Origin of the sequence: Agarivorans sp. 2_MG-2023 (genome assembly GCF_030548085.1) — a bacterium.
Classification (GTDB): Bacteria; Pseudomonadota; Gammaproteobacteria; order Enterobacterales; family Celerinatantimonadaceae; genus Agarivorans.
The window spans coordinates 119,320-137,749 of record NZ_JAUORQ010000004.1; the positions used below are offsets into that span (position 1 = coordinate 119,320).

Genomic DNA, 18,430 nt, shown 5'->3' on the forward strand with positions numbered 1-18,430 from the left:
GTGTTTATTTTGCTAAGTTTACGATAATGGTAATTGGGGGGGGCGATAGTTACTTTAGCTTGCGTCTGTTTTTGCTTGTTAAAGGTTTAACCAGTAAAGCATGCTAAACTCGCGCATCTTTTGCTGTCGCCATGCATTCTGGTTTACAGCTTATCTCTACAGTATTTGGATTAAGTCATGTCTGATAAGTTCTTTTTTAAAGGTCGCCAAGACGCCCGCCAAAGCCACATAAAATATGGTTACGAAACTAAAGCCCGACCAATAGCTGGCAGCAAAAAACACCCATTAACCTTAGTGGTTACCAGTGAAGCACGTAAGCAAGAAGTCGCACTATTGGTGGCAGACGCTGAACTATTTGCCAACATTACTGTTGATACTAGCGAAGGAGCCGTAGAGTCGATTACTGAGCTAAACGCAATCATGAGCAAAACAGCCCCAGTAACCATTGAAAAAGTGCCTGCGCGTAACGAACCTTGCCCCTGTGGCAGCACTAAAAAATACAAAAAGTGTTGTGGATAGCTACAGCTTATCAACGTGGATATTTCGGTGCTGAGCTTAAGCTCATAGCACCGTGTTCACCAAGCTCTGCCACTCATGTCACGAACATTACCCCACTAAACACCTGACGTTCTCATTAAACTTCCGGTTTATAAACCATTCTTTGGCTGTATTTTCTACCTGCACACCACTGTGTCTCAGCGAACGCTTTAGCCTAAACACCAACAAAAGTCATACAATTAATGTATTGCTTAAACCTATAAAGCCAGATTCGAAGGCCAAGCTCGCCCCAGACACTTCGAATAAATGGCGCTGCAATAGTTACCCGTTATTAACGGTTTCGCTTAGTTAGGTGCTTAATTAAAACTTTTGTTAAAAACTAACATTCGCATTTAGATAGAGAAATTAACTCGCGCTTAATGCCTGTTGATTAATCCTAGTACTCCATAGGTTCTTTCTGCTGAACTTCCTAATCCATCAATTACCTTTATCAGCTAAGTGTCATGGCATGTCTTAAGCAGTCACACCTTAAAGTGTGAAATACAGCAAGGATTAAAAATGAAATAGTAAAAATCAGCCTGGTAATGTTAATAATTGCCAACACCGTCAATAAAAATAATACAATAATATATTAACTTCCTACCTGTTCACGAAAACTCCGCCTAAGAGTTACATTTAACTAACAGGGAACTATCATGAAAAAAATTTACATCGCTGGTGCTATTGCCACCTTATTTGCAGGTACCGCCAGCGCAGCAGTTGCGCCTACAGACTATCAATTAGAATTAATGTCTAAATTGGATGCTTCTAAAGCGCCCGCGCAAAACTTTGAAATGAGAAAGTGGAAAATTAACCTACCTTACCCAGACACTAAGCCTGAGCGTGAAGGTAAAACCATGGAAGTGTATGCAGCTCAATTAGCTGATGCGGAAAACCCGTTTTCACATCCTGAATGGTTCTATACCAATGCCGACACTGGCGCAATGGTATTTAAAGTGCCTAACGAAGCAGTCACCACACCAAATAGTAAAAATGCGCGTAGCGAATTACGGGCTATGTTAAATGTTAACCTACCTACCGGTTACAAAGACCCAAGCACCAACTTTGTAGTGGCCGCTCACGATAATGCTGCTGCATATGGTTCTATTGGTGGGCGCATGAGCGCAGCCTTAAGCGTTGACCATGTAAGTTTAAGTGGTAACGACGCCAAAATGGGTGCTCACTCGGTGGTAATTGGTCAAATTCACGGCTCTAAAAACGAGCCTTTGAAAATCTTCTTTCGCAAAATGCCAAATCACGAACATGGTTCGTTATTTTGGAACTACGAAATTAACCCGAAAGATAAAAAAGACCGTTTCGATATCCCTCACAACATCTTCGGTCAATACAATTTAACCAAAGCTGATAAAGACCCAGTTGGCGGCATTAAGCTTGGTGAATTGTTTGCTTACAATGTCGACATTGTGGATAACATAATGAACCTTACTTTCACCAAAAATCCAGGTGAACTCAATGAGCAAGTAGTGACGTACAAAGTAAACCTTGCACAACCAAATTCAGCCTCGGAACTTGATACTAGCTACGCACAAGATTGGATGTACTTTAAAGCGGGTGCTTACAACCAATGTAATGTTAAACCTAAAACCAATACTTGGAGCTCGGGCTGCAGTAACAATGGCTTAGATGCGGGTGATTACACACAAGTAAGCTTCTACAAACTTAACCTTATTCAATAGGACTAAGTAACAAGATTATTCAATAGATAAACTGAAGCCCTTAGCATGAAAGTGCCAAGGGCTTTTTTGATCACAAATAAAAACTACAACACTTAAACCTTCATCAATAATCGATCCACAAAAAAACTTAGTTTAGATGTCCCTTTAACAAAGTAATACTAATCGGACTCTCGCTACGCCCGATTAGTATTATGCTTAGCAGCTCACTGATCGATGGGAATAACCAGCAGATCTATCGATACGTTGTTTACCAGCTCATGATGTTTTGAGGCTAAGCGATGCCAGAACCCATTATCATGACCACAAACGATTAAGTCTGCCCCTACCTCTGCCACTGTTTCATCTAAACTAGCACTTAAATCACCTTGCATAACAAACTGATTCTCGATGGGATAATTGGTATCCACCACCAAGGCGTTAAGCTTGTTCGCAAACTCTTTTAGGCTAGGATGCATCGGTTCAATAGCGGCTAGATCAAGATCGATTAGCCCACTGAATGCTGAATCGTTGGCGCTTTCATCAACAAAAATCAGTGACACTTTAGCATCGAGTGGTTTTGCTAGGAGGGTAACTTTGTCGATTATTCGTCTGCTGTTTCCAGAGAGGTCGACGGCGACTAAAATGTGACGATAGCTCATGACGTGCTCCTCGTAATTTATTTAATCACTTTAAGTTTAGCAGCAGAAATACGCCCTAGACGGACTTGGCGCACATGCCAAGGGATTATTTAAAGCTAACTTGCGCTTGGTCATTATTTCGGCTTAATAGTCTTCTTATCCGCATATATTTGACCGACTACGAGTAACCTTTTCACGACTAACCGTTCATGTCGTTAAATTTTTTAGCCTCCATCAAAAAACAAAAAAGCCAGCGTAATGCTGGCTTTGGCTTATGTCGTTATGGAACATTTAGAGCGCTAAATACAAGTTCAAAAATAGTGGCAACCTAAAAAAGTGTCGGTTCTAGCGAATCAAAAATCACAATGGCCATCCCTTTTTCGGGCGCTAGCTTTGCCCCTAAACTGTGAGATAGCTTTAAATATCTTGATGAAAAGTCGATAGTTTCAAAGTTATTTCAGGGCTTTTCTTGAAGGTGCTTACTTACATAAAATCTGGCTTGCTGTAGCATTTTAACTTTACCAGTTACTCCTCGTTTCATTGATGAATTACCAAGAGAGCTATATTAATGACCAAGCCAAGGACGTCTAGATTACTCGTTGCCCAACTGTTACTGGTGGCTGTTGCCACGCCTTATGCGCAAGCGTCTAACTGTGAGTACACAGTGATAAAAGAATGGAATAATGGCTTTCAAGCTGAGGTTACAATAAGCAATACCAGCCAATCTGCTATAAATGGTTGGGTGGTGAACTGGCAATATGAGAGCTCTACGGTTACTTCTAGCTGGAACACCAATTTAAGCGGCGCAAAACCTTACACAGCTTCTAGCCTTTCTTGGAATGGCGATATTGCACCAGGGCAGTCGGTAACTTTTGGCCTTCAAGGCAGCACTAGCGGAAACAAAGCGGAACAAGCTCTCATTAGCGGTGAGGTATGTAATGCTCAAGCTGGCGTCGGCACCGAACCAGCCATTACAGCAATAGATGCCGCTGCGGCCATGGGGACCGGTTTTAATCTTGGCCAAATGTTTGATAACCAGCAACACCCCGCGACTTTCGCTGAAGCTTCGAGAAAAATTGATGCCTACTATCAGCAAGGTTTTAGAAACGTCCGCATTCCGATTAGCTGGACTATAGACATTAATGGTTCAAGCATCGCAGATAACAATGGCAACATCGACCTCAACAACAGTCGCCTTAAAGAGATCGTTAAAACCGTAGACCACGCGTTGTCATACGGTGATATGTACGTGGTGATTAATGCTCACCATGAAGCAATAATTAAAGACAATAACAACTATCAAATGCTTGAAACGCTGTGGCAAGACATTAGTCAGCTGTTTCAAAACCGCAGCAACCGCCTGGTGTTTCAAGTTCTTAACGAACCACATTTCACCAATGGAAACCCCATGCTGCCCTCTAACCTTCGCCATATGACGGGGCTAGCTTACAATAAGATTCGCCAAGTAAATCCGAATCGCATTGTAGTGATAGGCGGTAACCAATGGTTCGCGGCCAATGAAATGGCTCGCACATGGCCAAACCTAGACCAAGTAGGCGGTGGTAACGATCCATACGTAATGGCAGCTTTCCACCATTACAACCCCTGGTCATTTCATGGCGAAGGTAACTTAAAAACCAACTGGTCAGAAAGCGATATTAAAGCGCCGATTGATACGATGAAAAGCTGGGCAAATGGCGTTGGGCAAGGTATGCCGATTTACATTAGCGAATGGGGTACCAATTGGAACAAGTTTAAAAACCAAATGGATTGCAACAATATCCGTGCTTGGTATGAGGCCCTTGATTACAAGTACGCTCGCGCTGAAGGCATTCCTACATCGGTGTGGGATGATGGCGGTTGGTTTAAAATTTATGATCACCATACCAACAGCTACAACAATAACCTTTATCAATGCATCATCAATGGCTCTTGCGAGTACAGTCTGCAAGACAGTAGTCGCTTTAACTCGGCCTGCCAATAAGCCATTAGCCCCAACACAAGCTTGTTTTGGGGCTAAAACCTTGCCTTATAAATCATACAAATTACCTCTTTAGCTCAATTCACAAACTACTTTGGCAAAGTACAATAAGCGTTTTGCAATGGCCAGTTTGATGCACGCAAAACCAGATCGTATTACCGCGATGAAGAATATTATTGTTCAGGTAAAAAGAGAGTTTCCTCTCTATGAAGAAGACACTTTTATATGTGCCACGGCCAATAACTGCATTGGTTGCCCTAAAAAGCTCTTAGAGCTGGTTGACTCTGAACTCAGTTATTGGGAGCACGCCATGAAGCGTGGTGTTCAGCCAAAATTTGATGAAATCCGGCGCTTCGGCAAACTATGTAAAAATGTAAAACGAGGCTTGGTACGTAACCAAATTATATCGGCTTAACCGCGATAGCCTATACTGAATACCCCACCTTCAGTGGTAGAGTTATAACCTACGCCCAGCACAAAGTGGCGAGTTAAGGCATAACGAAAGCCCACTTCTCCGCCCCAGTTTTTATCGGTATCGGTATGCCATTCAGGCTCGCAATCGGTGCAATATTGAGTGATACCATCGGTGTATTCAGTGGTATTTTCTAGCAGTACCCCACCACCATATAAACTCAAATCATTGGTGAGGCTATAGCTAACACCCAAACGCAGCATGGTGAGTTCGCGGTTCCCCTCAGCGGGAGCAGCTAAACCAAGATCATCTTCTTTAGACTTAGCAACACCGAGGTAGTATCCCCAGCGAGGATATTGTTTATCGTAGTGATTTACCGCCACAGTAAGGCCAATCATTGGCTGAACAGCGTCTTGATAATCTAAAAAAGCGGCAGCCCAAGGGTAATTAGCTGGGTTTTCTTGGTTATTCTCTACTGCAATCGCTGCACTAGTGGAGCAAGCCGATACTAGAGCAACAAGCTTGAGGGTTAAAGCTCTGGAGATAAGCACTACAATCATTACCTTTTAAAATCATTACCTCCATGTAAGCGTTATATTTCAGCATATACTCTCAGGATAGCCACCATATTGGAACTGCTAAATCTATCAACTAGCCATTCTTTAGATTATCTTGCTAGCAAGTTCACCTTTTAATGAGCTAATCCAGTGATAAGCGTTTAAACATCAAGCAGAAAACTAAAAATTTTGAACGATTTTTTGTTAATTAGTTTTAGCATAAGCTATTGATTAAATTGCTTACTTGACTATGCTGAGAACATAAATCTTCTCGAGGGCGTGTTTATGTTCCAGCTTACTGGCCGCAAGGTTATTATTTTCTTTTTAGTCTTCTTTGTTATCAATTACATCATCGCGGTTATTTGGAGCAGCGAGCCTGAGCGAGTAAATGTAAAAGAATATGTGCAGGAGCAGGCCTTAGCGAATGGTGAGGAAGTAGTAACAGGTTACGCCACCACCACCGCACTAATGTTTGTAGCTGAAACCCTACTCAATAAACCTGGTGGTTATTTAAGTAACGACAAAATGCTACCCAGTGTATTAATGGATAACATGCCAAGTTGGGAATTAGGTGCGTTAAACCAAGTACGAGATCTATCGCTAATTATGCGTAAAGACTTCAGCCGCTCTCAAGCGCAATCAGTTGAACACGCACAGCTTAAAATAGCCCAACCCAAATTTAATATTGACCATACTAGCTGGCAATTACCCAGTGCCGAGCGGGAATACCAAGATGCAATAGACGCCCTATTGATTTATCGCACGCAGTTGGCCGACCCCACTGACCCTAATGCCCAGTTTTACGCCCGTGCCGACAACTTAGTGACGTGGTTAGGCGAAGTGCAATCTCGCCTTGGTAGTATGTCGCAAAAGCTTTCTGCGTCGGTTGGCCGAGAGCGAATCAATACTAGCCTAGTGGGCTCTGAAGGCGCTGCTCAGTCTACCTTTACACCAACAGAATCGATGGTGAAAACATCGTGGTGGAAAATAGATGATGTGTTTTATGAAGCACGCGGCGAAGCATGGGCGTTATTACATTTTTTCCAAGCCGTGGAAGTAGACTTTAAAGGCGTATTAGAAAAGAAAAATGCCACGGTTGCGGTTCGCCAAATCGTTCGCGAATTGGAAGCCACTCAAGAAACCGTATGGAGCCCAATGATTCTAAACGGTACCGGTTTTGGCTTAATGGCTAATCACTCTTTGGTTATGGCAAATTATGTGTCTCGTGCCAACGCAGCGATTATTAACCTGAACAATCTACTCACCAAAGGTTAAGCCCTCCTCAATACCCACATAAAAGCAGCGTTGATTCGCTGCTTTTGTCCATTTACACTAAATTCACTTTGAATAAGGAATGTAACATGGACAAGCAACAAGCAATCGAAGCAGCAACCTTTAAGCGTTTACTCGAACACTTAGACCAACACAAAGAAGTTCAAAACATTGAACTGATGAATTTGGCTGATTTTTGCCGAAACTGCCTGGCAAAATGGATGGTAAGCGCTGCCGAAGAACACGGTGAAAACTTAAACTACGAGCAAGCACGCGAAAAAGTATACGGCATGCCTTACTCTGAATGGAAAGAGCATCACCAACTGCCAGCCACCGAAGAGCAAATGGCAGTATTTAAAGCCAAAGAGGCTGCCAAGGCTAAATAGCGCTAAGGTTACAGTTAAACAAAATCGCGACAGCTGTAATGAACGTTTACTGCGTCCGGTCCGTATTACTAAGCACAGCGATAATTGATTGAGGTAACATCATGCCAAAGTCAGTATGGATTAAAAGCAGCGCCGGCAATAACGCCAAAACCTTAATACTTGCCGGCTCTTTACTCACCTTAGTAGGCATTAGTACCTTGTATGTACCTGCTGTACTGGTATCTATTGTGGCTTCGGTGCTATTTTTCCTCGCCTATCTAGGCATAAGGGTTGGAGTAGAAAAATGGATGCAGCCCGTTTACTCGGTGGTGCTTTGTTACGACCACCTGCAATTTCACCATCGCTACGGAGGCTGGTGCTTGCCGTGGGACAAATTGCAACGCATCGACATTCCTCGCCTGCATGACGGACTAAACTGGCAAGACATGAATTACATCGGTTTACGTTTGTCTGAACCCGATTACTTGCTTGATAGCTTATCCCCTCGATTGTCTGCCCATTTGCTTACAGAACAACGAGCAGCCTTACTCGCATCGCTGCGAAAAAGCTGTCAGCATTGTCAAGACAGCCAAGTAAGTGACCATCTTATTGAAGATGACTATTTTAAATCGAGTAGTGGGAAAATTTATACCGGACTAACCGGTATGTTTGCCAATCGCATGAAGAAGCTACGAGAACTAACCGGTTACGATTTATTGATCGACCAAGATATTCTTGATCGAGAGCCTGAGGATTTTGTGGCCTTAGTGCGCAACTACAAAAGTCGCGCAATTACCAATAGTTAATAGACAAGTCGCGGCTTAGTAGCGCGGCTGGTCACTTCCTTCAACGGTACGAAACAGCTTTAAGGTCCACATATACTGCTCAGGAGAGCGAGAAATCAACTTCTCTACTTCTTGATTCATACGCAAAGTGTCATGCTCAACGTCGTTACTGGGAAAGCCTTCCATCGCAGGGTGAACATAGAGTATTACTTTATGCAGCTCACTATCGTAACCAGCATAAATGGGTAGCACTTTCGCCCCGCTTAACTTGGTCATTTTCCCTAACACTGGCAGCGTAGCCTTGGTCGTTTCGAACAGCGGAGTCATTAAACTGGCTTCTGGACCAAAGTCTTCATCGGGCAAATAAATACAACCATAACCAGCACGAGTAGCTTTAATCAGTGTTTTAATACCGGCATTACGCTCAAATATCACCCCACCAAAACGGGTCCGCTGTTTGGCCATCGCCCAATCAACGATAGGGTCGCCTGTTTTTTTGAACATGGTGCACATGTCGTGACCACGGGTACAAAAGTATGTGCCTAAGAAATCCACTGGGTAGGTGTGCGGCAACAAGATAATGAAGTTTTCATTGTTATCAAGAATGGCCTTAATGTGCTCTTCACCGTCAACCACAATGCGGTTTTGTAAATAACGTTTAGAACGAACAGACATTTCACCCGCGCCTAAAATGAGCTGGGCAAATATTTGCATATTTTTGCGCATCAATTGCTCGCGCTCAGTGGCGCTCATGTCAGGGAAACACAACTTAAGATTAGTATCGGCGATAGCGCGGCGTTTTTTTAAGGCTTTTAGATTAAAAATTCGGTTGGCAATCACTACTGCCAATCGGTCACGTAAAGTAACAGGAACAAAAGCCAGTAGAACAATTAGGCCACCCACAAGCCAGGTGCCCCAGTGTTTAGGGGCCAACCAAGCTTTAGAAAAAGAAATAGAAAATGCTTGAGATTCAAACTTAGACATAGCCTAACAACACAGCCTTTTATGGTTGAAACAGCGCGTCAGTTTACTCGCCAACAGCGCTAAAGCAAGTTTACTAAGTGGCAGAGCCTACAAAATAGATTTAGTCGCATCTAAACTGCTGGATACAAAATGATCTAACTGCGGTGACATCAACAGCGGTTCATCTTGCCAAACAATGGCTTTGCGCATTTTATTTCGCGCTTCCACAACCATGGTTTCAGATTCTTTAGAGCGTAACCAATGCTGTTTACTTGGCCATTGTGAATAGGAAATCCATGTCCCGTCAGAGGCTTTATGCAAACGCGAGCCTAAAGCAGCACACTTATCTACGTTAAAATGGATAATCTCCGACCACCCTTCTTTGAATGACTGAATATGCTCTTCATTTAACTTCCAACGAAATAACACAACAAACATCGATAATCTCCTTATTGGTCAGCTGAATACTAACTATGGCGCGAGCACCCAACAAAATACAAGCTCACTGACTAAACTCTGCTAAACAGTTGTCAATTAGTTGACTTAACTCACTTTTTCTTACTTCACTGGCGTAACTAGCAGTAACAGCGGCGTAACTTAATGCAGCTATTTGTACCCTATCCCAGTTAAAGGTTTCGCTACACGCTTGCAAGTTATCTAGCAGATAGCCGCCAAAATATGCCGGGTCGTCGGAGTTAATCGTCACTGCTAAACCTTTTGCAATCATACTAGGTAATGGGTGGTCGCTAAGGTGTTCCACCACATTTAGTTTTACGTTACTAAAAGGACAAACGGTTAAAGGCATTTGAACTCTAGCTAACTGTTTAACTAACGCTGCATCTTCTAAACAACGAACGCCGTGATCTATTCGGCTCACATCTAACAATTCCCAAGCGCTTGCTACGTTAGACGCTGGTCCCTCTTCTCCAGCGTGTGCGACACGCCTAAGCCCCAGTTGTTTGGCCATGGAAAAAACTCTTTGAAACTTCTCGGGTGGATGCCCTTGTTCACTCGAATCTAAGCCAACGCCGATGATTTGCGCCAAAAATGGTTTTGCCGCTTCTAAGGTTTGAATCGCAGACGCTTCAGACAAATGACGCAAAAAACACAAGATGTATTCGCAACTAATACCGTATTGTTTTTCAGCTTGCTGTTTAGCACGGGTTAAGCCATTAATGACCGTAGCCATCGCAATGCCACGCTCAGTATGCGTTTGAGGGTCAAAAAACACTTCTGTATGAAGCACGTTATCGCGATGACAGATTTCAAAATAGGCCCAAGCAAGGTCATAAAAATCTTGCTCAGTTTGCAACACTTCCGCACCTTGGTAGTAAAGGTCGAGAAATTCTTGCAGATTGTTAAATTGATAAGCTTCTTTGAGCGCTTCTACCGAAGCGTAAGGCAGCTCAATCTTGTTTCGAGCAGCTAGCTTAAACATGAGTTCAGGTTCTAGGCTGCCCTCTATGTGAAGGTGCAACTCAACCTTTGGTATTTTTTTAATAAACTCTTGCTGATTAATCATCAATGCTTCCCCTTCAACTACTTGGATAGTAAAGAATATAAGCTATTTGTTGCCCTAAGGTTATTTTTCTCTAACGCTTTTTAGCCACACTACGGTACCCTGAACTACTGATAATACTGGTTCTAAGGAAAAAGAATGAGCAAAGCAGTTATTTGTGACATTGACGGTGTATTACTACACGACAACCAACTGATAGACGGAGCCAAGGCATTTATCGAGCGTTTACTGGCCAATAACACTAAGTTGGTGATTTTAACTAATTATCCCGCTCAAACACCGCAAGATTTACAAAATCGTTTTCAAACTGCTGGCGTAGATATCCCAGAGAGTTGTTTTTATACTTCTGCCATGGCCACTGCCGATTTCTTAAAGCGTCAAGAAGGTAATAAAGCCTATGTGATTGGCGAAGGTGCGCTCATTCATGAATTATACAGTGCAGGGTTTACCATTACCGATATTAACCCAGACTTTGTTGTTGTTGGCGAAACCAAGAACTACAACTGGAACATGATTCAACATGCCGCGAAGTTTGTTGCACAAGGCGCCCAATTTATTGCCACTAACCCAGATACACATGGCCCCAATATGAGCCCCGCTTGTGGCTCGTTGTGCGCGCCCATTGAGCGCATTACAGGTCGCCAACCTTTTGTTGTAGGTAAACCAAGTGCATGGATAGTAAGAGCAGCCTTAAATAAAATTGGCGCACATGCTGAAGAAACCTTAATTATCGGCGACAATTTACGCACCGATATTCTGGCGGGCTTTCAAGCAGGCTTGGAAACGATATTGGTGTTATCTGGTGTGAGCAGTGAAGCAGACATTGAAATGGTACCCTTTAGACCTAACTATGTTTTCCCCAACGTAGCCGCTATAGACATAATATAACAATAAAGATTTAACGATAAATGGATATTTCTATACTTATAACAGTGACGTTTTTGGCGGGCTTTCTCGCTCATTTGGCTCACTTACCCCCATTAATTGGTTTTTTAGCTGCAGGCTTTATTCTGCGAGAAATTGGTTTCGAGCAAAACGAGCTAATTTCTACTGCAGCCGATTTAGGGGTCACCCTGCTGTTGTTTACAGTGGGTTTAAAACTTGATGTAAGAACCCTCTTCAAGCGCGAAGTATGGGGCACAGCTACCGCACATATGGCAACCAATATGCTGCTGTTTGTAGGTGCCTTATCTGCGGTTAAATGGTTTGGTATTAGTAGCATTGGCGAGCTATCAAGCACAGGCATTGTGGTTTTGTCTTTCGCTCTATGCTTTTCCAGTACCGTGTTTGCGGTAAAAGTATTAGAAGATAAGAGTGAGATGAATGCACTTTATGGTCGTGTGGCCATTGGTATATTGATCATGCAAGATATCTTCGCAGTAGTATTTTTAGCCGCCACCACCGGCAAACTACCAACCATGTATGCGCCTTTCTTATTGCTACTGTTGCCGCTTCGCCCAGTGCTGTATCGTTTACTTAATCGAGTGGGGCACGGTGAGTTACAGCTAGTACTCGGCTTTTTCCTCACCTTTGTATTAGGCGCTCAATTATTTGACTTAGTGGGTTTAAAGGCTGATTTAGGCGCTCTTATTATTGGTATGTTACTGGCTGGCCACCCTGCTGCTAGTGGTATGGCAAAAGCGCTGTTTAGCTTCAAAGAACTATTCCTCGTAGCCTTCTTCTTATCAATTGGCCTTTCCAGCGAATTGAGTGTGGAATCAATATATATCGCATTATTCTTTGTGGGTATTTTGGTGATTAAATCTGGGTTCTACTTACTCTATTTAATGCGGTTTAGATTGCGCTCTCGCACTGCATTTTTAGGGGCAATGAGTTTAGCCAACTACAGTGAATTTGGTTTGATTGTCACCGCGGTGGCGGTTCAACTGCAATGGGTTGATGCCTCTTGGATGGCCACACTAGCGATGGCGGTTAGTATTAGCTTTTTGGTATCCGCACCTATTCACAAAAATGCCGATATTATCTATCAGTTTATTCGCCCTTCTCTTAAGCGTTTACAACGCTCTAAATTACATCTGGAAGACCAACCGATAGAGCTTGGCCAAATGCAGGTAGTTATACTGGGCATGGGGCGTATTGGTGAAGGTGCTTATGACATGTTGCAGCAGTACTACCCTGACCTAGTGATTGGTATTGATACTGATTTAGAAAAGATTCAGCACCAAATAGAAAGTGGTCGCGCCGTCATTCAAGGCGATGCAACGGACTCTGATTTTTGGGAAAAACTGGCCCCCTCTAAAGATTTAAAATTAGTGCTTTTAGCCATGCCCCATCACCATGGTAATCAGTACGCACTAAAACAACTTCAAAAAGGCTCGTTTAACGCAAAAATTGCAGCCATTGCACAATTTGCCGACGACGCAGAGAAGTTAAAGCGCCTAGGGGCTGACGAAGTATTTAACTTATATAATGAAGCCGGTGCAGGTTTTGCTGACCATGTTCATAATCAGCTCATTGAAAACAATAAACCACAGAAATAAAGCTGAATATTTGCGAAAAGACTTATAAAAATAGCCAGTTTGTTAAATTTTATTAGTTTTCTGGCTTTTTTTAGCAAAAAATCTCAATCAGGGCTTGCAATAATTTCTGATCTTGGCAAATTGAAAGCAATATTTGGACAAATGGCGAAGTACCATTTGTTCACGAGTAAACACAAAGTAGTTAAGGGAAGAGTATGTGTTCCATATTTGGAGTTCTAGACATTAAATCTGACCTCAGTGTGCTGCGTAAGCAAGCACTTGAGATGTCAAAGCGTTTACGCCACCGTGGCCCGGATTGGTCAGGTATTTACACTTCAAAAAATGCCATCTTAGTGCATGAGCGTTTATCTATCGTAGACGTAAATACCGGCGCACAACCTCTTTATAATCCCGAGAAAACTCACGCTCTTGCTGTAAATGGCGAGATCTACAACCACAAAGATCTTAAAGCTGAGCTTAATGTTGATTTTGAATTCCAGACTGAATCAGACTGTGAAATCATTTTGGCTTTGTACAAAGAAAAAGGCATTGAATTTTTAGATGACCTAAACGGAATCTTTGGCTTTTGTTTGTACGATTCAGAAGAAGATGCTTACTTAATTGGCCGTGACCACATTGGTATTATCCCGCTGTACACCGGTTACGACGAGCACGGTAACTTTTATGTTGCCTCTGAGATGAAAGCACTAACGCCAATTTGTAAAACCGTTAGTGAATTCCCTCCAGGTCATTACTTGTGGAGTAAAGCTGGCGAGCCAGTTAAATACTACAAGCGCGATTGGATGGATTACAGCGCGGTTGAAAACAACGATGCTAGCGTAGAAGATTTAAAATTAGCCTTAGAAGCCGCTGTTAAGCGTCAACTAATGTGTGATGTACCATACGGCGTATTACTATCTGGCGGTTTAGATTCTTCAGTTATTTCTGCGATTACTAAAATGTACGCAGACAAGCGAATTGAAGATAACGACAATTCTGAAGCTTGGTGGCCGCAACTGCACTCATTTGCCGTTGGCCTAGTGGGCTCACCAGACCTAATTGCTGCGCAAAAAGTTGCTAAGCACTTAGGCACAGTTCACCACGAAATTCACTTCACGGTTCAAGAAGGTATTGATGCGATTAAAGACGTTATCTATTACCTAGAAACCTACGATGTAACAACTATTCGTGCTTCTACCCCAATGTACTTAATGGCGCGTAAAATTAAGGCTATGGGCATTAAAATGGTATTGTCAGGCGAAGGCGCCGATGAAATCTTTGGCGGCTACTTGTACTTCCACAAAGCGCCTAATGCTAAAGAGTTCCATGAAGAAACACTGCGTAAGCTAGAAAAGCTACACATGTTCGATTGTAATCGTGCTAACAAATCACTTGCCGCTTGGGGTATTGAAGGCCGTGTTCCATTCCTAGACAAAGAGTTTATGGATGTAGCAATGCGAATTAACCCAGAAGCTAAAATGTGTGCTGGCGACAAGATTGAAAAACACATCCTTCGTGAAGCTTTTGAAGGTTACTTACCAGCAGAAGTAGCATGGCGCCAAAAAGAGCAATTCTCTGATGGTGTAGGTTACTCGTGGATTGACAGCCTTAAAGAACTTGTAGAGCTTGAAGTATCTGATCAAGAATTGGCAAATGCGGCATTCCGTTTCCCAATTAATACCCCAGATACTAAAGAAGCTTACTACTACCGTAGCATGTTCGAAGAACACTTCCCGCAGGACTCTGCGGCAGAATGTGTGCCACACGGTAAGTCTGTAGCTTGTTCTACACCTGAAGCAATTGCTTGGGATGCGAGCTTCGCTAACAACGCTGATCCTTCAGGCCGTGCAGTACTATCAGTGCACAACGAAGCGTACTAATCACTTTTAGGCTTGGTTAACTGAGTTTAAAAGCAAAAAACCGATGCCATGGCATCGGTTTTTTTATATTTCAGTAAAATACTACTCAGACATACAAGCTACATAAGCGGCGGTAAAAGACACCTCTTGAAAAGCTTTAAGACCAGTAGCTGAGAATTCTACAGGCATAGGGTTGTCTTTAAGTACTTGCTTAGAATAAGGCGCTGAGATCAACTGAACATTAAGATCGGCGATCACTTCAATGGCAGCTTCAAGTTTGAAGCCCACAGCCCCACCCGCAAACTTACCTTTCATTGGGCGTTGTTTAATCGCCACTTTTTCAACTTTGTAGTCACTCATTAACTTAGCAAAAGCAAATTGAAAATCGCGTAAATGCTGAGTGCTATTAATATCGCTAAGGGTTAAACGACGCACGCGGCAATCGGGTATTTGAAACAAGCCATCTTCTAAACTCAATAAGCTTATTATTACTTCATTACTTTTTATTTCTACGCCACATACTTTCATATTAATACCCGTTACAAAATAAACCGTGCAATATCAGTGTTGCACAAAAAAGGCCGCAACGCGGCCTAATCAATCAGCTAGTTGAAGCCAATTTAGAAAGGCATTTTCATACCTGGAGGCATTTGCATACCGCCGGTTACGTCACCCATCTTCTCTTTACTGGCTTCTTCTACACGACGCACCGCATCGTTAACAGCAGCGGCAAGTAAATCTTCAATCATGTCTTTGTCATCTTCCATTAAGCTTTCATCTAGCTCAACGCGACGTACATTGTGGTTACCTAGCATAACAACTTTAACCAGGCCTGCACCTGACTCACCAGTAACTTCCATTTTGGCGATTTCTTCTTGAGCGCGCTGCATTTTATCCTGCATCTGCTGCGCTTGCTTCATTAGGTTACCCATTCCGCCTTTAAACATAACTATTCTCTTCTCTTCTATTAGTTATAACAGCGACATTACATCGATATTAATGTCGAAAATCAAGTTGTTCAGTGGTATTTCACACTGTCGTGATCTAATTCTGCACCAAAGCGTTGTTGCAACGCTTGAATATTGGGGTCTTCCAATAAGCGCTCACGTGCTGCTTCGGTATTTTTTTGATGAAGTAACTGAGCAAGCTCTAGCGGCGTATTACTGTTTGAATCTTCACCAACCGTAATATCTAATTCCGCACTAAACTGTAGGCAATGACTAAGCTGTTGCTTCAATTCTTCTACAGAACTGGGTTTAGGCAAGTGAGACAAATCAGGCTTAAGTAACAATTTTACGGTGCTACCGGCAAGTTGATACAAGGAGTTAATAGCAATTTGCCGAGCAATTGGGCCTAAGTCCATATGCTTAACCATTTCAGCCCATCTCTCATCATGATCGGTCACTGATGACTGAAATGGCGCTGGTGCTGCCGGCGCTAAAACCTCTGCAAGCGGAGGTGTAAGCGCCTTATTGTTCGAGCTAACCTGCTGCCCAACATGATTGGTCGTTTTTGCCGCTGGAGCTAAAGTGCTGTTTTTGCTGTTTGAGGCGCTAGCCTCTTCAGACTTTTTTTCGCTTTTTCCTCGCGCTCTTAATTGGCTTCGTAACTGCAATAATGAGGCTGTATCCTCTTTGGCCGGAGCACTACTGACCTCAGGGCTAAGACTAGAAATTGAAGGTGATGCTGACGATGCGGGAACAGCAGAATGCATATCTTGCGTTTGATAATCCGCCGCGTAATTAGGTTCTTCATCATAGCCTCCGCCCATCTCTGCTAAATGCGCATAATAGCTATCATCTACCGAGGCACTCGTTTCGTTGGTCGGCGCGGCAGGAGTCGGTGGCGTAGTTTGATCAAACCTTTGCTCATTCGGCTCCACTGGATGTGAAGCAGCAGCTTCGGATGCTGGTAAACGTTGTTCAATGGCAACCGCAGGTTCGCTTGGCTGTTGAACTAACTCAGCAATAGGAGCAACAGCTTGTGATTTAGCCACTGGAACCTGCTTATCTTGATCATGAACCGATACGGCGGGTTTTACATCGTCTGCTGGCTCATTGCCCCGCAGTTGGTTTTTTAGCTTTGCAATGCTTTGCTCACGCTGCACGACTCGCTCATCTTTTGTTTGCGATGGCGGTGTTGATGCAGGTGCAGCTGTTTTTACAGGCGCGGCATCAACTTGATAACCTTGTTGCTGCGCTTGCTCAATTATCTCTTGCTGTTCTTTTACCAAGCTGTTGTCAGCTAATTCAGCATTAGACGGAGTGGCAGTTGTTTGCGGCTCTGGCGAGAGTTGCTCTACCTGCTCTGCAGGTTGAAACGCCAACATGCGTAACACTGTCATTTCAAAGCCGCCACGTGGGCTAGGCGCATAAGCAAAATCACGTTTACCGGTAATGACAATCTGATAAAGCAACTGCAGTAGTTGCGCATCTAATTGCTCGGCTAACATCTGTATGGTTTCGTCATTTTGACTAGCAGGCAACACTTGCGCCATGCACACTTTATGAATAATTTCAGCCAGTTGCTGATGCAGTTGCTCGTAGTCTGGTGCCATAGTGGCTAACTCAGATATTTTGCTAAAAACTGATTCAGTTTGACCTGCTGCGACATGACACAACAATTGGCGTAATTGATGGGGATCAAGCACGCCTAACATATCTAATACTTGTTGGTAATCAACTTGCTGATTAGATAAGGCTAAAGCTTGGTCAGTTAAACTCAAAGCGTCTCGCATACTGCCGTCTGCAGCATGGGCAAGTGCGTTAAGCCCAGCGGGTTGATACTGACGTTGCTCTGCATCGAGGATATGCGCTAGCTGATGAGCAATTTGCTCTTCACTTAAGGCTTTGAGCTGAAACTGTAAACAGCGAGATAACACAGTAACCGGAAGCTTTTGAGGATCGGTAGTGGCCAACAAAAACTTCACGTGTTCTGGCGGTTCTTCCAGAGTTTTAAGCAAGGCATTAAAACTGTGGCGAGACAGCATGTGCACTTCATCAATTAGGTAGACTTTATAACGCCCCTTGGCAGGGCTATATTGCACATTGTCGAGTAACTCGCGGGTATCTTCTACTTTAGTGCGAGACGCAGCATCTATTTCCAATAAATCAACAAAGTTACCTTGATCTACTTCAATACAATTACTGCACTTTCCGCAGGGCTGAGACGATACCCCAACTTCGCAGTTTAAGCTCTTAGCAAATAAACGTGCGATGGTTGTTTTGCCAACACCGCGCGTACCGCTAAACAAATAAGCGTGGTGCAGTCGTTGTTGATCAAGAGAATTAATCAAGCCTGCCAACACGTGTTGCTGGGCAACTACCTGTTGGAATGTTCTTGGTCGCCATTTTCTTGCTAGGGCTTGATAACTCATTAAATATGCT

Annotated in this window: 18 protein-coding genes; 10 read left to right on the forward strand and 8 right to left on the reverse strand. The window is 43.2% G+C overall.

The window, feature by feature from the left end:
- The first annotated feature begins 177 nt into the window (after positions 1-177).
- Both Q4549_RS07605 and Q4549_RS07610 read left to right on the forward strand, forming a co-directional pair.
- Positions 178-519, forward strand: coding sequence for a PBPRA1643 family SWIM/SEC-C metal-binding motif protein (locus Q4549_RS07605; protein ID WP_303550942.1), 342 nt, complete (start codon positions 178-180; stop codon positions 517-519).
- 674 nt (positions 520-1,193) lie between these two features.
- Positions 1,194-2,234, forward strand: a complete 1,041-nt coding sequence (locus Q4549_RS07610; RefSeq protein WP_303550939.1) for a polysaccharide lyase family 7 protein — start codon at positions 1,194-1,196, stop codon at positions 2,232-2,234.
- Between the two features lie 203 nt (positions 2,235-2,437).
- Here the strand turns inward: Q4549_RS07610 and Q4549_RS07615 are convergent, their stop codons facing one another.
- Positions 2,438-2,872 (reverse strand): universal stress protein, encoded by a 435-nt coding sequence (locus tag Q4549_RS07615; RefSeq protein ID WP_303550936.1) that lies wholly within the window; start codon positions 2,870-2,872, stop codon positions 2,438-2,440.
- A 547-nt stretch (positions 2,873-3,419) separates the two neighbouring features.
- Here Q4549_RS07615 and Q4549_RS07620 point away from each other — a divergent pair.
- Both Q4549_RS07620 and Q4549_RS07625 read left to right on the forward strand, forming a co-directional pair.
- Positions 3,420-4,835 (forward strand): cellulase family glycosylhydrolase, encoded by a 1,416-nt coding sequence (locus Q4549_RS07620; protein WP_303550934.1) that lies wholly within the window; start codon positions 3,420-3,422, stop codon positions 4,833-4,835.
- Positions 4,836-4,965: 130 nt separating this feature from the next.
- Positions 4,966-5,247 carry a hypothetical protein gene (locus Q4549_RS07625; protein ID WP_303551291.1) on the forward strand — a complete coding sequence of 94 codons (282 nt, stop codon included), beginning with the start codon at positions 4,966-4,968 and terminating at the stop codon, positions 5,245-5,247.
- Here the strand turns inward: Q4549_RS07625 and Q4549_RS07630 are convergent.
- A complete protein-coding gene (locus Q4549_RS07630; RefSeq protein ID WP_303550931.1) occupies positions 5,244-5,795 on the reverse strand; it encodes an outer membrane beta-barrel protein in 552 nt (183 codons plus the stop codon). The two genes, Q4549_RS07625 and Q4549_RS07630, sit on opposite strands and share 4 nt — an antisense overlap.
- Positions 5,796-6,086: 291 nt before the next feature.
- Between Q4549_RS07630 and Q4549_RS07635 the strand changes: the two genes are divergently transcribed.
- From Q4549_RS07635 to Q4549_RS07645, 3 genes are all read left to right on the forward strand, one after another.
- Complete coding sequence (locus tag Q4549_RS07635) at positions 6,087-7,076, forward strand: DUF2333 family protein (RefSeq protein WP_303550928.1); 990 nt, start codon at positions 6,087-6,089, stop codon at positions 7,074-7,076.
- Between the two features lie 86 nt (positions 7,077-7,162).
- A complete protein-coding gene (locus tag Q4549_RS07640) occupies positions 7,163-7,459 on the forward strand; it encodes a DUF1244 domain-containing protein (protein WP_303550925.1) in 297 nt (98 codons plus the stop codon).
- 101 nt (positions 7,460-7,560) lie between these two features.
- The gene (locus Q4549_RS07645) at positions 7,561-8,244 is read left to right on the forward strand and encodes a DUF2982 domain-containing protein (RefSeq protein ID WP_303550923.1); all 684 of its coding nucleotides are present in this window, start codon (positions 7,561-7,563) and stop codon (positions 8,242-8,244) included.
- 15 nt (positions 8,245-8,259) lie between these two features.
- Here Q4549_RS07645 and lpxM read toward each other — a convergent pair whose 3' ends face one another.
- The 3 genes from lpxM to Q4549_RS07660 form a co-directional block, all read right to left on the reverse strand.
- On the reverse strand, positions 8,260-9,207 hold the full coding sequence (gene lpxM / locus Q4549_RS07650; protein WP_303550920.1) for a lauroyl-Kdo(2)-lipid IV(A) myristoyltransferase: 948 nt from the start codon (positions 9,205-9,207) through the stop codon (positions 8,260-8,262).
- Positions 9,208-9,294: 87 nt separating this feature from the next.
- On the reverse strand, positions 9,295-9,624 hold the full coding sequence (locus tag Q4549_RS07655) for an antibiotic biosynthesis monooxygenase (RefSeq protein WP_137674628.1): 330 nt from the start codon (positions 9,622-9,624) through the stop codon (positions 9,295-9,297).
- Positions 9,625-9,688: 64 nt separating this feature from the next.
- The gene (locus Q4549_RS07660) at positions 9,689-10,708 is read right to left on the reverse strand and encodes an adenosine deaminase (protein WP_303550917.1); all 1,020 of its coding nucleotides are present in this window, start codon (positions 10,706-10,708) and stop codon (positions 9,689-9,691) included.
- A gap of 135 nt (positions 10,709-10,843) precedes the next feature.
- Here Q4549_RS07660 and Q4549_RS07665 point away from each other — a divergent pair, with 135 nt between their 5' ends.
- From Q4549_RS07665 to asnB, 3 genes are all read left to right on the forward strand, one after another.
- Positions 10,844-11,593: an HAD-IIA family hydrolase gene (locus Q4549_RS07665; protein WP_137674630.1), complete on the forward strand. Its 750-nt coding sequence runs from the start codon at positions 10,844-10,846 to the stop codon at positions 11,591-11,593.
- A gap of 20 nt (positions 11,594-11,613) precedes the next feature.
- Positions 11,614-13,206, forward strand: coding sequence for a cation:proton antiporter family protein (locus Q4549_RS07670; protein WP_303550915.1), 1,593 nt, complete (start codon positions 11,614-11,616; stop codon positions 13,204-13,206).
- Positions 13,207-13,400: 194 nt separating this feature from the next.
- Entirely contained in the window at positions 13,401-15,065 is a 1,665-nt protein-coding gene (gene asnB / locus Q4549_RS07675; RefSeq protein ID WP_137674632.1) for an asparagine synthase B, read from the forward strand.
- Positions 15,066-15,146: 81 nt separating this feature from the next.
- On the opposite strand, the gene Q4549_RS07680 is transcribed toward asnB, so the two are convergent.
- The 3 genes from Q4549_RS07680 to dnaX all read right to left on the reverse strand — a co-directional run bounded on the left by Q4549_RS07680 (position 15,147) and on the right by dnaX (position 18,420).
- Positions 15,147-15,572, reverse strand: a complete 426-nt coding sequence (locus tag Q4549_RS07680; RefSeq protein ID WP_303550913.1) for a DUF3010 family protein — start codon at positions 15,570-15,572, stop codon at positions 15,147-15,149.
- Between the two features lie 92 nt (positions 15,573-15,664).
- A complete protein-coding gene (locus Q4549_RS07685; RefSeq protein ID WP_137674634.1) occupies positions 15,665-15,991 on the reverse strand; it encodes a YbaB/EbfC family nucleoid-associated protein in 327 nt (108 codons plus the stop codon).
- Between the two features lie 71 nt (positions 15,992-16,062).
- Positions 16,063-18,420, reverse strand: a complete 2,358-nt coding sequence (dnaX, locus tag Q4549_RS07690; protein WP_303550910.1) for a DNA polymerase III subunit gamma/tau — start codon at positions 18,418-18,420, stop codon at positions 16,063-16,065.
- Between the last annotated feature and the right edge of the window lie 10 nt (positions 18,421-18,430).